The sequence below is a fragment of the Mesorhizobium sp. WSM4816 genome (assembly GCF_055811535.1).
In genome coordinates, this window is record NZ_JBVVQR010000008.1 from 125,029 (window position 1) to 140,104 (window position 15,076).

15 protein-coding genes are annotated in these 15,076 nt (G+C 60.3%); 14 read left to right on the forward strand and 1 reads right to left on the reverse strand.

All coding sequences use genetic code 11. The features are described 5' to 3' along the window. Nucleotides 1-1,063: 1,063 nt before the first annotated feature. Entirely contained in the window at nucleotides 1,064-2,125 is a 1,062-nt protein-coding gene (locus AC0L3H_RS12325; RefSeq protein ID WP_473494381.1) for a hemin-degrading factor, read from the reverse strand. A gap of 318 nt (nucleotides 2,126-2,443) precedes the next feature. Here AC0L3H_RS12325 and AC0L3H_RS12330 point away from each other — a divergent pair, with 318 nt between their 5' ends. The 14 genes from AC0L3H_RS12330 to AC0L3H_RS12395 all read left to right on the forward strand — a co-directional run bounded on the left by AC0L3H_RS12330 (nucleotide 2,444) and on the right by AC0L3H_RS12395 (nucleotide 15,016). After that, nucleotides 2,444-2,764, forward strand: a complete 321-nt coding sequence (locus tag AC0L3H_RS12330; protein ID WP_473585623.1) for a HesB/IscA family protein — start codon at nucleotides 2,444-2,446, stop codon at nucleotides 2,762-2,764. Between the two features lie 180 nt (nucleotides 2,765-2,944). Next, entirely contained in the window at nucleotides 2,945-4,144 is a 1,200-nt protein-coding gene (gene nifS / locus AC0L3H_RS12335; protein WP_473585624.1) for a cysteine desulfurase NifS, read from the forward strand. 172 nt (nucleotides 4,145-4,316) lie between these two features. After that, nucleotides 4,317-5,174: a beta/alpha barrel domain-containing protein gene (locus AC0L3H_RS12340; protein ID WP_473585667.1), complete on the forward strand. Its 858-nt coding sequence runs from the start codon at nucleotides 4,317-4,319 to the stop codon at nucleotides 5,172-5,174. After that, the gene (nifW, locus tag AC0L3H_RS12345) at nucleotides 5,171-5,548 is read left to right on the forward strand and encodes a nitrogenase stabilizing/protective protein NifW (RefSeq protein ID WP_473585625.1); all 378 of its coding nucleotides are present in this window, start codon (nucleotides 5,171-5,173) and stop codon (nucleotides 5,546-5,548) included. The genes AC0L3H_RS12340 and nifW overlap by 4 nt, the downstream gene beginning before the upstream one ends. Nucleotides 5,549-5,730: 182 nt before the next feature. Beyond that, the gene (locus AC0L3H_RS12350; protein ID WP_473585626.1) at nucleotides 5,731-6,579 is read left to right on the forward strand and encodes an electron transfer flavoprotein subunit beta/FixA family protein; all 849 of its coding nucleotides are present in this window, start codon (nucleotides 5,731-5,733) and stop codon (nucleotides 6,577-6,579) included. An 18-nt stretch (nucleotides 6,580-6,597) separates the two neighbouring features. Beyond that, nucleotides 6,598-7,707, forward strand: a complete 1,110-nt coding sequence (locus AC0L3H_RS12355; protein WP_473585627.1) for an electron transfer flavoprotein subunit alpha/FixB family protein — start codon at nucleotides 6,598-6,600, stop codon at nucleotides 7,705-7,707. Nucleotides 7,708-7,718: 11 nt separating this feature from the next. Continuing rightward, complete coding sequence (locus AC0L3H_RS12360) at nucleotides 7,719-9,026, forward strand: FAD-binding protein (protein ID WP_473585628.1); 1,308 nt, start codon at nucleotides 7,719-7,721, stop codon at nucleotides 9,024-9,026. A gap of 12 nt (nucleotides 9,027-9,038) precedes the next feature. Further along, nucleotides 9,039-9,338, forward strand: a complete 300-nt coding sequence (locus AC0L3H_RS12365; RefSeq protein ID WP_473585629.1) for a ferredoxin family protein — start codon at nucleotides 9,039-9,041, stop codon at nucleotides 9,336-9,338. A gap of 169 nt (nucleotides 9,339-9,507) precedes the next feature. Continuing rightward, the gene (nifA, locus tag AC0L3H_RS12370) at nucleotides 9,508-11,265 is read left to right on the forward strand and encodes a nif-specific transcriptional activator NifA (protein WP_473585630.1); all 1,758 of its coding nucleotides are present in this window, start codon (nucleotides 9,508-9,510) and stop codon (nucleotides 11,263-11,265) included. 500 nt (nucleotides 11,266-11,765) lie between these two features. Beyond that, the gene (gene nifB / locus AC0L3H_RS12375) at nucleotides 11,766-13,247 is read left to right on the forward strand and encodes a nitrogenase cofactor biosynthesis protein NifB (RefSeq protein WP_473585631.1); all 1,482 of its coding nucleotides are present in this window, start codon (nucleotides 11,766-11,768) and stop codon (nucleotides 13,245-13,247) included. Between the two features lie 32 nt (nucleotides 13,248-13,279). Continuing rightward, nucleotides 13,280-13,474 carry a 4Fe-4S dicluster domain-containing protein gene (locus AC0L3H_RS12380; RefSeq protein ID WP_008878193.1) on the forward strand — a complete coding sequence of 65 codons (195 nt, stop codon included), beginning with the start codon at nucleotides 13,280-13,282 and terminating at the stop codon, nucleotides 13,472-13,474. 89 nt (nucleotides 13,475-13,563) lie between these two features. Continuing rightward, a complete protein-coding gene (locus AC0L3H_RS12385) occupies nucleotides 13,564-13,884 on the forward strand; it encodes a nitrogen fixation protein NifZ (protein ID WP_473494373.1) in 321 nt (106 codons plus the stop codon). Next, entirely contained in the window at nucleotides 13,881-14,093 is a 213-nt protein-coding gene (nifT, locus tag AC0L3H_RS12390; protein WP_473494372.1) for a putative nitrogen fixation protein NifT, read from the forward strand. Before AC0L3H_RS12385 ends, nifT begins: the two co-directional genes overlap by 4 nt. Before the next feature lie 38 nt (nucleotides 14,094-14,131). Continuing rightward, a complete protein-coding gene (locus AC0L3H_RS12395; protein WP_473585632.1) occupies nucleotides 14,132-15,016 on the forward strand; it encodes an SIR2 family NAD-dependent protein deacylase in 885 nt (294 codons plus the stop codon). The last annotated feature ends 60 nt before the right edge of the window (nucleotides 15,017-15,076 follow it).

A 15,076-nucleotide genomic window follows, 5' to 3' on the forward strand; every position in this document is an offset into this window, starting at 1 on the left:
AACGAGGTCACCTGCGAGAGAGGGTGTAGCTCGGCGGTAGCGAAGCCGCTCGCGAGCGCGCCCTCCACGAGCGCTGTAGCGAGCGAGCGGCTTCGCGTCGTCATCGACACTCCGTCGGTAAGGTCGGGTTGCTGACCCCACTAATTTCGAAGGACGATCGATGACCGACGACATGGTGAACCGGCGCGCTCGTGGAGAAGGCTCCGGATCCTGATCTCTTGCGCGAGATGGATTGGATTGCCGTCAAGCAGCTGAGCGAGCCGGAGACGGGCCGCGATCGGCCGCGCCTATGGCAAGAACAAGGTCCACGTCCGCCGGCGCCGAGGCCATCAGGGCGCCCGCAAATAGCTCACTGTCGAGATCGGCAGCCCCACATACTTCTGCGTCAGGATCACATCGGCCTGGCGATGGCGATCGCCTTGTCGGGCATCTGCTGGTAGCCGGAGAAATCCTCGACCGCACTGGTCGCATCGGCAACCTAGCCGTTGACTGCTGTGTTGCTGCTCTTGGCAAGAATCTAGCCGCGCTGAGCCGATAGCGCGAACAGGATGCGCTAAGCGTTCTTTGATAATGCGGGCTGCTTTGGGGCGTGTTCAGCTTTGCATCCGTCTCGGACGTTACCTTTTCGAGCTTGGCATGAGACGCCGAGGGCTCTTGCCGGCGAAGGATCATTCGAGATGCCTTTGTGGAGGCCGTCCTCTGGAATCGTGACGGAGGGACCAATCGACTTCACTTCGAGCAATTCCTCCCGCCCGCTGCCGTGCATCTGGGATGTTGGACAAGTGACCGACAACACACCCGTCCGGGCAGCTGACGCATTTGCCTGCATTGAGTAGCTTTACCGCGGAGTTCAGGTTGTGGCTCATCGCAAAGGGAGCAATGATGGCGATCCTCGCCAAGCGCGGTGGCCCTCGGGAATGGCGCCTCCGATCGAGGTGATTCTCGGCGGGCCGCAAAAGGCAGCTGTGCCCTCGTTGGCCTAGGCAGGCAAAGCGGTGGTCAGCAAATCCAGAGTAGCGGCGCATGCCGAGCGAAACGGGAATCGATATGCATCGGCCTCACCTCAAGCGGCGGTTGAACGGGGAATGCGCGGCAGGTTCTCGGCCAGTAGCCGCCAGTCGTGGCGCTCGGGTTCGCCTTCCTTGCGCGTCCCGAAGAACTGGACGATCATCTTGCCATTGGCGCCATAGGCTTCGAGTGACGTGACGTGACCGTCCCTGGTCGGCTTGCGCACGGCCCAAACCTCACGGATGTGGTGGGCCCTGAGATGCAGGTGGAAAGTCTCGTCGAGCACATTGATGCAAGGCCCGATCTGCTTGACCGATTTGATAGGGCCGGAATGAATCTGGATGCAGCCACGATTGCCGACGAAGCACATGATCGGCATCTCGTCCTCGGCCGCACGATGGAACATGGCGCCAACGGCAGCATTGTCGAGCAGCCAGGCGTAATCCTGGCCGACCATGCGCACCGCCTGGCGGCGGCTGAGGTTCAGGGCCTTCAGCATGCCGAAGAACTGGTGCACGTCGGTCAGCCGGCTCCAGTGCTCCCTCAGGTCATCGACTGTAGCGGCTTGGTCCGCAATCTTTGCGACGTTTTCGGCTGACCTCCCCTCAACCGACACGATCGGCTCCTGGTTCGAGGATTGGAGCTCGTCTGTCAGTTTTTGATAGGCATAGAGGTTGGAGGACGACCTCAGATGCACCTTGTGCACTGCCTCGCCTGCGGCGTCGAAGAATTGCAGGCTGCGGTGGATCTCCCCGCCATCGCGTGTCTCGACCGCAAAGCCGTGCGCCCACACGTTCGCGAAGATGCGCAAATCAATGTCCTTGCCGAGCACCATGGCGTGACGCTTTCCGGTGAACACCTTATCGTAGATGCCTATCTTCTCATGCACGGCACTGGCATTGCGGGTCAGCGCCATCACCTCGCCGACCGCCTCGAGACCGGTCAGCATATCATTAACGCGTGGCTGGATGCGCACCGTGCCAAAACCGCAATGTGCCGCGAAAAGCTCCGCTTCCGAAATACCCAATTGGGCGGCGAGATCGCGGTCGCGGATTGTAGGGCTGTCTTCGCGTGCCCGCCGGATTCTCTCCGGCGAAGGTTTCTCGCGCTGGTGCATGTCTTGACCCCTGGTTGCGCATACTGTCGGTTGGGCGTCTTCGCCCTCGCCAAAAAAGAGCTCAAAAGTCGTGCCAATTTCTCGAAGCGCTCGGAAACCGACTTACATGCCAGTTCACAGGGAACTTGAGCTCATCCCCCTGTGGCGGTCTCGACAAATCCGACAATACCTGTCGATTGTCCGACGCCTTCTCGGTAACAGCCGAACCAGAATCGTGGCCGCGTTGGCGATGTCGCACTGTCCGGAAACGGTTTTTCCCATTGGCACGGTCCATGCACGGTGATGCCCAAACCGTCACGCACTGAGGAGAAACGAGCGATGATTACGCTCACCGACAAGGCCGTTGCCGCCGTTAAAACCGCTCTTTCCGCCGCTAGTGAGCCGGCAGAAGGCTTTCGTATCAAGGTCGAGGCCGGCGGCTGCTCCGGCTTCAAATACTCGATGGGCCTGGAGAGCGTCCCGCGCGAGGGCGACGCGATCATCGAGACGGATGGGATCAAGGTGTTCGTCGACGCCGGCACCCAGCCGCATGTAGCCGGCATGGCCGTCGACTTCGTCATGGGTCTCGAAACCTCCGGCTTTGTCTTCGACAATCCGAATGCGAGCGGGAAGTGCTCCTGCGGCAAGTCCTGTAGTTGATTGCCGAAGAAGGAGAGAGGGCGCCTGAGGTGAGCTTGTCGGTGCGATGGCGGCCCAATCTGCGCCAATCTGGGGGCACCTGCACCGCTTCTGGATCGTCTCCGCCAGCAACGGCATGCGCAAGGCTCGATGCGACCGGGTTGCGCCTCACGTCATTCGATCCATTGAGGACCATAGCCCATGAAAGTTGTCTATCTCGACAACAACGCAACGACAAGGGTCGATCCCGCGGTCGTTGAAGCGATGTTGCCGTTGCTTACGGATCAATTCGGCAACCCTTCGTCGGCGCACGGTTTTGGCGCCCTTGCCGGCGCCGCGTTGAGCAACGCGCGGCGTCAGTTGCAGGCGCTGATCGGCGCGGAGTTCGACGATGAGATCACCTTCACCTCGGGTGGAACGGAAAGCGACAATGCGGCCATTCTTTCGGCGCTCGAGGTGATGCCTGGCCGAACAGAGATCGTGACTTCCGCTGTCGAACATCCGGCTGTGCTGACCCTCTGCGCTCATCTTGAGGAGACGCGCCGCGCTAAGGTGCACAGGATCCCGGTGGACCGCCATGGCCGGCTGAACGTCGACGCTTACCGGGCCGTCCTCAACCCGAACGTGGCAATCGTCTCGATCATGTGGGCCAATAACGAGACTGGTACGATCTTCCCCGTCGCCAAGCTCGCCGAATTGGCCAAGGAAGTCGGCGCCCTTTTCCACACTGATGCCGTGCAGGCAGTCGGCAAGCTCCCGATGGACCTGAAATCAACCGCCATCGACATGCTGTCGCTCTCCAGCCATAAATTTCATGGACCAAAAGGGGTAGGCGCACTTTTCGGCAAGCGCGGCGTGCCGTTCCAGTCCCTGATCAAGGGGGGTCACCAAGAGAGCGAACGGCGCGCGGGCACCGAAAACACGCCCGGCATAGTCGGGCTCGGCATGGCCGCCGAACTCGCCTTGAAATTCATGGATGCCGAGACCACGCGGATAAAGTGGCTCCGCGACCGGCTGGAGAACGGGCTTGTCCAGCGTGTCCCAAACAGCTTCGTCAACGGCGATCCCCTGGAGCGCTTGCCGAACACCGCAAACATTGCCTTCGAAGGTATTGAAGGCCATGGAATCCTGCATCTCCTCAACCGCGAGGGTATCGTCTGTTCCTCTGGGTCCGCCTGCACATCGGGCTGTGCGGAGCCAAGTCACGTCCTGAGGGCGATGAAAATGCCACATAGGGCGGTCCGCTTCTCTTTCGCGCGTGACAACGGACAAGAAGAGGTGGACCGGGTGCTAGAGGTCTTGCCTTCAATTGTGGAGAAGCTGCGCGACGCCCACAGTTCCGGGTCGAATATACGGCGCGCCGAAGGCCTTCAATGCGTACCAGGTCTCAGCGGCAGATGAACCGGCGTCCATTCATGAGCAGTCGGGTCTCTCTCAAGGATACTACCCTGCGCGAGGGCGAGCAGGCACCCGGCGTTGCCTTGACGGTGGCGGAAAGCTTGCGATCGAGATCGACGCAATTTGCGCCGTGGTCGCACGGAGTGTTCCGGTGCGGCTCAAGGCAGGGCGCTTGATGACCTCACGGGATCTCCATGCATCAGTCGAGAGCGGCGTCCGTGCCCTCAATCTGTCGTTGCCTGCATCGGATTTCCAGCTTGCCACGAAGCTGGGGCTAGTCCGGGAAGGAGCGCTAAAGCTCATCGAGCATATGGTCGGGCGCGCGGCCGCCAGCGGCTTTTTCCTCGCCCTGGGCTCTGAGGATGCTTCGCATACCAACCAAGACTATCTCGCCCGTCTTATTAAGACGGCGGCGCGCGCCGGCGAAAGCCGCGTCAGCCTCGCCGATAGTGTCAGCGCCCTCGATCCCTTTTCGACCTTCGAGCTTGTCACCCCGCTCGCAGCGAAGTCTCCCGTCCTCGAATTCCATGCGATAACGTTTTCGGCCTCGCTACCGCCAACACGGTGGCGGCGTTCCGCGCCGGCGCGCGCCATGCCTCGGTCGTCCTTGGAGTCGGGCGGGCAATGCCGCACGCGAAGAGGTGGCCGCCGCGATGGCTGTCCTTCAGGAGGCAGATACCGAAGTCGGCCTCACCACATTGCCCCCCTTGGCGGCCGAGGAGACGTCGGTCTGGGTCCGAGCGCCAGGTTGAGGGCCAATCCGGAGAAAGTCGAGCCCATCCCGCTCGGGCCCTGCGGGCCGTTGCGTCAGCCCACCTCGCTCGCTTCCAAGCGGGGCCGGCTGCCTCCATGGAGATCGACCAGTTGTACCGCGCCACGTCCGGCCTCGGCACCGGAGGCAGTTGTGTCGACGAGGCGATTGCCACGCTGGCTTAGCGCATTCGTTCATCAAACCGCGGCTTTCGAGGCTGCATGTCGAATGTGCGACCAACGCACCAGAACCACCGTTTCCGACAAAGGGAGAACGCAATGAGTTGTTCCGTTGACAGCAGTCCCATCGACGTCACCAACATCCTCACGCGACTGAAAGGCCTGTCGTGCGCGGAGGAGTTCTTCGCTGTCCTTGGCGTCTCGTATGATCCGAAGGTGCTCAATGTCTCACGGCTGCATATCCTCAAGCGTGTGGGCCAATACCTTGCCGAGGAAGATTTCTCCGGTCTGCCCGACCAGGTGATCGCCGCGCGCATGCGCGCCATGCTGGAACGCGCCTACGAGGAGTTCGCGCTTTCCTCGCCGCTCACGCACCGGGTTTTCAAGGTGCTCCAAGACCACAATCCGAACAAACCTCACACGCCAGGCCGCACATTCGTTCCATTCGACTCCGTCCTGAAGCGGTTCGGCGAATAAACGCTACATAGTTGCGACGCGACAATGTCGACAAGCCGACAATTCGGGCACCGAAACCGGGGGCCTCTGAAATGATCAATGGAATTTAAAAGGAAAGACGCTCGCAAAACACTTGGCACGAACAATGCAAACAAGAACTCGCACCGCCAGCTCGCCTCGGGATAACAGCATAGAGAACGCCAATGCACATTGTCGTCAGCATCAAGCAGGTGCCGGACTCGGCACAGATACGGGTCCATCCGGTGACGAACACCATCATGCGTCAGGGTGTGCCGACCATCATCAACCCTTACGACCTATTTGCCCTGGAAGAAGCGCTCAGGCTACGCGACGCTTATGGTGGGGAGGTCACAGTGCTTACTATGGGTCCACCCATGGCAGAGGACTGCCTGCGCAAGGCGCTCGGCTACGGCGCCGATCGCGCGGTGCTTTTGACCGACCGCTATTTTGCCGGTTCCGACACACTGGCGACCTCCTTTGCTCTTTCGCAGGCAATCGCGAAGATCGGCGAGACGTTCGGCACACCGGACGTGGTCTTCACGGGCAAACAGACGATCGACGGCGACACCGCCCAAGTCGGGCCCGGCATCGCCAAGCGTCTCGATCTCCTTCAACTCACCTATGTCGCCAAAATCGCCTCCATTGATCTTGCTGCAGGCGAGATCACGGTCGAGCGCCGTTGCGAGGGCGGCACCCAGAAGCTGAAGAGCAGGCTGCCTTGCCTCATCACCATGCTGGAGGGCACGAACGAGATGCGCCGGGGCTCGATCGAAGACGCGCTTTGCGCCGCGCGCAGCCAGATTGTGAAATGGAGTGCGGCCGAGGCGGGCATTGAAGATCTCACTAAATGCGGCTTGCGTGGCTCGCCGACGGTCGTCAAACGCGTTTTTGCCCCTAGCGCGCGTTCGGAAAAGGCGGAGCAAATTGAGATCGCCGAGAAGACGCTGCGCGATGCCGCAGACGAACTGATTGGTGCAATCTTCACCCGCCAGCCGGCGCTGGAACCGGAACTCGCCTTCGAGGGCGCGTGACGGCAAGGAGCAGACCATATGTCGAGCACGAACTCAGACACCCCTCGCCCGCCCGCCGGCCGTGCCGGGATGAAGAAGGAGCTGCCCGAGCGTTTCAGGGACTATCGGCACGTTTGGGTTTTCATCGAGCTCGAACGCGGCCAGGTCCACCCCGTATCCTTCGAGCTGCTTGGCGAGGGCCGCAAGCTGGCGGACAAACTTGGCGTCCAGCTCGCGGGTGCTGTGCTCGGACCCCCGGGAGAAGCCACGCAAAACGCAGTCGCCGAGGCCTTCGCCTATGGCGCCGACCTCGTCTACTTCGTCGAGGCGCCGGTGCTCGCCGACTATCGTAATGAGCCTTTCACCAAGGCGATGACCGATCTGGTTGCTACTTACAAACCCGAGATCCTGCTTCTCGGTGCAACCACGCTCGGCAGGGATCTCGCCGGTTCTGTCGCAACAACCTTGCTGACAGGGCTAACTGCCGACTGCACCGAACTTGACGTGGATGCTGACGGTTCGCTCGCCGCGACTCGCCCGACTTTCGGCGGTTCCTTGCTATGCACGATCTACACGCTCAATTACAGGCCGCAGATGGCGACGGTGCGACCGAGGGTCATGCCCATGCCGCAGCGGGCCGACAGAGCGATCGGGCGTGTCATCCCGCACAAGCTGTCGCTAGCCGAGGATGAAATCGTCACCAAGGTGCTAGGATTCCTTCCGGACAGCCAGTCGGGTAACGCCAATCTCGCCTATGCGGATGTGGTGGTTGCGGGAGGGCTCGGTCTCGGCGGAGCGGAGAACCTGCAGCTTGTGAAGAGTCTCGCGCGAGTGATAGGCGCCGAATTCGGCTGTTCGCGGCCGCTGGTCCAAAAGGGCTGGATGTCGGCCGATCGGCAGATCGGCCAAACAGGCAAGACAATCCGGCCGAAGCTTTACATAGCGGCCGGTATTTCCGGCGCCATCCAGCACCGCGTTGGAGTTGAGGGAGCCGATCTCATCGTGGCCATCAACACCGACCCGAACGCGCCGATTTTCGATTTCGCTCACCTCGGGATCGTCACCGATGCCGTTCGCTTCCTGCCGGCGCTGACCGAGGCCTTCACCCGGCGGCTGTCACCGCACAGTCGCGATAAGCTTGCGAGCTAAGGGAGATGGAGATGATCAAGGAAAAGTTCGACGCCATTGTCATCGGCGCCGGCATGTCCGGGAACGCAGCTGCCTACACTATGGCAAGCGACGGCTTGAAGGTGCTGCAGTTGGAGCGAGGCGAATATCCGGGCTCCAAGAATGTCCAGGGCGCCATCATGTACGCGAACATGCTGGAGAAGATCGTCCCGGATTTCCGGGATGATGCACCGCTCGAGCGGCATCTGGTTGAACAGCGGCTCTGGGTGATGGACGACACCTCCCACACCGGGATTCACTATCGGTCGGACGACTTCAACGAGGTGAAGCCCAACCGCTATACGATCATTCGTGCCCAGTTCGATAAGTGGTTTTCGCGCAGGGTGCGCGAGGCCGGAGCGACGGTTCTGTGCGAGACGACTGTGACGGAACTCGTCAGTGACGCCAAGGGCAAGGTGATCGGCGTCCGCACGGATCGGGCCGGCGGAGCGATCTACGCGGACGTAGTTGTTCTTGCAGAAGGTGTCTGCGGGCTGCTTGGCACGCGGGGCGGTCTTCGCAAGATGCTGAAGCCGGAAGCGGTGGCGCTCGCAGTAAAGGAGATGCATTTCCTGCCCGAAGAGGTCATTGAGCAGCGGTTCGGGGTCAAAGGGAGTGAAGGCTGCGTGATCGAGGCAGTCGGCACGATATCCCACGGCATGGCCGGGCTCGGGTTCCTCTACACCAACAAGGAATCGATCTCACTGGGCATCGGCTGCCTCGTCTCGGATTTCGCCGCGAAGATGGAGAGCCCTTACGCCCTTCTCGACGCGCTAAAAAACCATCCTTCGATCCGGCCGCTGATCGCCGGTTCGGAGGTGAAAGAATACGCGGCGCATCTCATTCCCGAAGGTGGCTACAAGGCTATTCCGCAGCTCTTTGGCGACGGTTGGGTCGTTGTCGGCGATGCCGCGCAATTAAACAACGCCGTTCACCGCGAGGGTTCGAACCTCGCCATGACCTCCGGTCGCATTGCGGCTGAGGCTATCATCCAAGTGAAGAGACGCAACGATCCAATGACCAAACGGAACCTCGCCCTTTACCAGACGATGCTGGATAAATCATTCGTAGTCAAAGACCTGCGGAAATACAAAGACATGCCAGCTTTACTCCACACTAACGCCTGCAATTTCTTCACGACCTACCCTCGGTTGATGTCGCAAGCCGCGCAAAACTTCATGCGTGTCGACGGCACGCCAAAGATCGAAAAGGAAAAGGCGACCACGGCAGCCTTCATCAAGGCGCGCTCGCGGTTGGGGCTGGTCAGCGACGCGATCCGCCTGGCATTGGCGTGGCGGTGAGGCACTGACGACATGACGAACCCAGGGACAGAATCACGTGTCGAAGACAAGCTTTACCAGAACCGCTATCTGGTGGACTCCGGCCGTCCGCATATAAAGGTGCGACCGCACAAGCAACCAAGCGCGAATCTGCTCGCGCTGACACGCGTCTGTCCAGCGAAATGCTATGAGTTGAACGACAAAGGTCAAGTTGAAATCACCGCCGATGGCTGCATGGAGTGCGGCACCTGCCGCGTTTTGTGCGAGGCCAGCGGCGAGATCGAATGGAACTATCCGCGTGGTGGCTTCGGCGTCCTCTTCAAGTTCGGATGATCGGCTTTGGCACCGCTTCGGCGGGTGTGCACCTGTGTACTCCCGAACTCGCGACAAAGCGCAATTTTGCCGGCACCATCTCGCCGAATTGCGGAGCGGGTGAACTTCCTGAACTGATGAAAAGGCGCTTGGGAGGAGCACCCTGGACCACAACCGCTGAGGTGTTTCCATGGCTCACATACGGCCGGATGATCGGGTCAACGGAGTAGGACCTCGAGACACCTTCCGCAAACCCGCCAGTGATGGGATGTTCGAAGCAGATGACTGGCTCAAGGGAATCTACGAGGTGTCGAAGGCGCTGACGGCTCCCGACCGGCTGGAGGTTACGCTGGCCAATGTCGCGAACACTCTCCCGTCGTTTGTGCAAATGCGTCATGGAGCAATCTTTGTCCTGGACTCTGAAGGTGAGCAGGAGATCGCCGCGAGTGCCGGCAGCGGCCCATCAGGCACTCCCCCCATCATACCAAAGGCGGCAATAGATCAAATCGTCGCTACGGGCACGCGGCTCGTCATCGCGGACCTCAGCACGTCCGAGTTGTTTCAGGCCGACCTTCAAGCAGATCGTGGTGTCAATTCCCTCCCAATGGCCTTCATCGGCGTCCCGGTTAAGGCTGAGGACAGGATCCTTGGGGCGTTGTCGATCGTAAGAGACAGCGCAAACGGGTCCCGCTACGATGAGGACATCTGCTTCCTGACGATGGTGGCCAACCTCGTAGGCCGCACTATTCGCCTCCATCGCGGCTTGACTAGGGATCGTGAGCGGCGCGTCGATGAGAGCTGGACAGCGGAGAATTCGTCCGATGAGGACCGGACCGACCCCGTCCCGCATGCACCCGTCAAGATGGATGGGATCATCGGGGAGAGCCCCGCACTCAAGCAGGTGCTCGAAACCGTCTCCATTGTAGCAAGGACGAATTCCACCGTGCTTCTGAGGGGCGAGAGCGGCACCGGCAAGGAGTTTTTCGCGCAAGCCATACATAGGCTCTCGCGCCGGCGGAGGAAGTCTTTCGTCAAGTTGAACTGCGCCGCACTGTCGGAAAGCGTTCTGGAGTCGGAGCTGTTCGGACATGAAAAAGGCGCCTTCACAGGGGCAATTTCCCAGCGCGCCGGCCGTTTTGAATTGGCAAACGGGGGAACGCTGCTACTCGACGAAATCGGCGAGATTTCGCCTGCCTTCCAAGCCAAGCTGTTACGCGTCTTGCAGGAAGGCGAACTGGAGCGTGTTGGCGGTACCAAGACGCTGCAGGTTGACGTGCGACTTATATGCGCCACCAACAGGGATCTCGAGTCGGCTGTCGTAAACGGGGATTTCAGGGCCGACCTTTATTATCGCATCAATGTGGTGCCAATCATCCTGCCTCCGCTCCGAGAGCGACCGGGGGATATCCCTCGCCTTGCGAACGCCTTCCTCGAACGCTTCAACAAGGAGAACCATCTCGAACTCGCCTTCGCGCCGTCGGCGCTCGAGTTTATCTCACAATGCTACTTCCCTGGTAACGTCCGCGAATTGGAGAACTGCGTGCAAAGGACGGCCACGCTAGCGCGCTCAAGGACAATCGCTCCATCAGATTTTGCCTGCAACAATAATCAATGCCTATCTTGGCTCCTCTGGAAAAAAGCTGATCATTCGCTCAGCGGCAATACCGGCAACCAGCGCTTTCGAAGCAATATGATGCCCGCCGGATTGCCAATGCCGGCCGGGCGATTCGGCGCCCCGCAGGATAACGTGCGGCCCCATACTGCCGACCCTGCAAATGATCCCGCTCTCCCTGCAATAGGCCCGCGCCTGACGGAACGCGATCGGCTGATCGGCGCGATGGAGAAGGTCGGCTGGGTTCAGGCCAAGGCCGCCCGTGTCCTCGGCGTCACGCCGCGACAGGTCGGATACGCTTTGCGCCGACACGGTATCGATGTGAAGAAATTCTAGCATTCTCATGACGTGGAGAACGAGAACACTGCGCCAGCTACGCGAAATGTGTCGGAGCCCGGGCCAAAGCTGCGCGAGTGTGTGATGCTGTCACACCCCTTCATCACCCGCCCTTGCCGACGTCTTGCCGATCGCACAGAAAGGAGTCACCCCACTCTCCTGAATCGGAACCATGCAGACCCAAGTGAGCAGTGGCAACTTTAGCGCGGACGAGCTCGCCGTCGCCGAGACCGACATCCTCGTCGGAAGACCGGTCGGGAGTTGTGCCGAGGGCGATCACGGCCGAGCGGCCGACGCGGGATTTCTATCTTGAACTGATGTCCGGCCGGGTCGTCTTCCTCACCTTCTAACATAGTCCTGTTAGAAGTCCGACAAAGCTATGTCGGAGCAACTCCATGATATCCGACGCGCAAAGCCAATTCGTGAACTAGCGCCACCTTTTCAGTTGGCATTGCTCTTGCGCTTCGAACCGCGACGTTAACCCGTAACGGAGCCCTTCAATGGCCGCACCGGTGATTTCAGTTGAGAGCCTGACCGACGCGAGGTTCTCCGACCAGTTGCTGGTGAGCGCGAAGTCGGGTGGCTGCGCATCTTCCTCCTGCGGGTCGACGACAAGGCCGGACGATGTGGATCCGGCCATCTGGGACAAGATCAAGGATCACCCGTGCTTTTCAGAAGAGGCGCACCACTATTTCGCGCGCATGCACGTCGCCGTAGCGCCGGCCTGCAATGTCCAGTGCAACTACTGCAATCGCAAATATGATTGCGCCAACGAAAGCCGGCCCGGGGTTGTCTCGGAAAAGCTGACGCCCGATCAGGCAGTACGCAAGGTGATCGCGGTCGCCAATGAAGTGCCGCAGCTTTCCGTGCTTGGGATCGCCGGACCGGGCGATGCCTGCTACGACTGGGAGAAGACCAAGGCGACGTTCGAACGCGTCGTCAGGGAAATCCCCGACGTCAAGCTCTGCGTCTCTACGAACGGGCTCGCGCTGCCGGACCACGTTGACGAGCTTGCCGACATGAATGTCGATCACGTGACGATCACGATCAACATGGTCGATCCGGAAGTCGGCGCAAAGATCTATCCCTGGATCTTTTACGACCATCGCCGCTACGTCGGCATCCAAGCCACCAGAATTCTGCACGAGCGGCAGATGCTGGGGTTAGAGATGCTGAGCGCGCGCGGCATCCTCACCAAAATCAATTCGGTGATGATCCCTGGAGTGAACGACCAGCACCTGATTGAGGTGAATAAGTGGGTCAAGCAGCGCGGCGCGTTCCTGCACAACGTCATGCCTCTGATTTCCGACCCGGCGCACGGCACGCACTACGGACTGACCGGGCAGCGCGGTCCAAATGCAATGGAGATGAAGGCTCTTCAGGATCGTCTTGAAGGCGGCGCCAAGTTGATGCGCCACTGCCGGCAGTGCCGGGCAGATGCCGTCGGCCTGCTGGGTGAGGATCGTGGCCAGGAATTCACACTGGACCAGATTCCCGGCGAGCTCACCTACGATGCCGGCAAGCGCGAAGCCTATCGGGAGCTGGTCACGGAGGAGCGCCGTGATCGCCTGGCAGCCAGGAGCGAAGCGATCGGAATGGTCAAGACAACGAGCTCCGGCAAGTCCCTCCTCGTTGCGGTGGCGACTAAGGGCGGCGGCCGCGTTAACGAACACTTCGGCCATGCCAAGGAATTCCAGGTGTATGAAGCGTCGCCGATAGGGATCAACTTTATCGGGCACCGCAAGGTTGAGCAGTATTGCCTCGGGGGTTGGGGCGAGAAGGCCACTCTCGACGGGGTCATCGCTGCACTTGGAGGCGTAGACATAGTGCTTTGCGTCAAAATTGGAGATTGCCCCAAGGATCAGCTCGCGGCCGCCGGTATCCGAGCAACCGACGCTTACGGCCATGACTACATCGAAACGGCAATCAGCTCGATTTACGCCGCCGAGTCCGGCGTCCAGGCACTCGCCGCGACGGCCTGAACCTATCTCATTTACTCGAATCAGGAATCAAAATGGCTTTCAAGATCATCGCATCCCAATGCACACAATGCGGCGCCTGCGAATTCGAATGCCCGTCGGGTGCGATCAAGTTCAAAGGCGAGAGCTACGTGGTCGAGCTGCAGAAGTGCACCGAATGCGAGGGAGCTTTCGACACTCAGCAATGTGCTTCGGTGTGTCCTGTGCCGAAGACCTGCGTTCCTGCCTGAGTCCACTGGGTACCCACACAACTGGCTGCCCCGGGGAATGTCTGCGCGCCTCATCAATGACACTAGCCTCAGAGAACGAAGGAACCGCCATGCGGCCCGCACGCGAACAGGAGGTGGAAATCCGCAGACCTCCCCAATTTCAGCCGGGAGAACGGGTCCGTGCCACTCGCCACATTAAGAATGACGGCACCTATCCTGGCAGGGAGATCGGCGAAAATCTCGTGCGCAAGGGCGAAGAGGGTTATGTGCGCGACATTGGCACGTTTCTACAGCAGTTCTTCATCTACGCGGTCGAATGGATCGACCGTGGGACGGTCGTCGGCATGCGAACGCGTGAATTGACGAGCCTCGACAAAGCCGACGCTCCCTGCAGTGCCGAAGAAAACGCCAATAAAGGAACGGCCGCATGAAAGTAATGATCCGCAGGACCGAGGCCGGGTTGTCGGCGTATGTCCCCAAAAAGGATCTCGAGGAGCCGATTATCAAGCTCGAGAACCAGGACCTGTGGGGCGGGGTCGTAACGCTCAGGAACGGCTGGCGGCTCCTCCTTCCCGATCTTCCGCCGCATACGCGTCTGCCGATCACCGTCGAGGCAAGGAAGCTTTCCGACGGGGACTGATGCCGCCCGTCAATGAGAGGCGTCAAGAGGAAACGAGCATGAACACGATCCCGACCTCGGGCCACCTAGTCGTCGTCCGGGACAGTTTTGCCCGAAAGCTGCTTGAGCTGGCCAGACGAGCGTTAGTCTCCGATCAGGTGATCCCGTATCTCGGTCCGGGTCTCCTCCGGCTCAGCTCTGCTGAGCCGCCCGTGCCGTGTACCCCCGAAGCCGTTGCCGAGGCACTCAACACGCGGGCGCCAGCCCCCTCGAAGATCCGCACCAATATGTGGTCGGTCGCGCAGTTCATCGAACAGCGCCGGCATCGCCGCACACTTCAAGCTTGGATGACTGATATATTTGCGGGGCCGGCGGCGCCGAGCATCCTCCACGCCTGGCTCGCAAAACTCCCGCTCTCTCTCATCATCGACAGTTGGTACGAAGGCGCCATGCGCGCGGCGCTGGCAGAGGCCGGCCGAACCGACGTCGTCGAGATACAAGGCGTTACGCGGGCGAACGAAGTTGGCGACATTTGGACCAAAACTTACGACTTGTCGGGAAGGGAACTCGAGGCTGGAGCAGCGACGAAGACGGTTCTCTATGCGCCACATGGCAGTATTAGGCCGGCCGCAAATTTCCTCATTGCCGATTCCGACTATGTCGAAGCCCTGACTGAAATCGATATCCAGACGCCTATCCCTGACGTGGTCAAGGAACGACGCGTCGACCGGGGCTTTTTCTTCGTCGGCTGCCGCTTCAATGATCAGATGCTGCGCACTTACGCCAGGCAGATCATGAAGCGCTCAGAAGGCCCCCATTACGCGATAATGGACGGGCAAACGCTGACCAGAAACGAATCCCGTTTCCTTGCCGCAAGCGGAATCACGGTGATCGACATGCCAGCGAGCGAAGCCGTGGCGCAACTCGCCGGATCAGCATGTTGAGCCGATGGTGGCCAGGATCCACTTGGAGGGACGTCTTTGATGTGAGTCGACCGGCTCGCT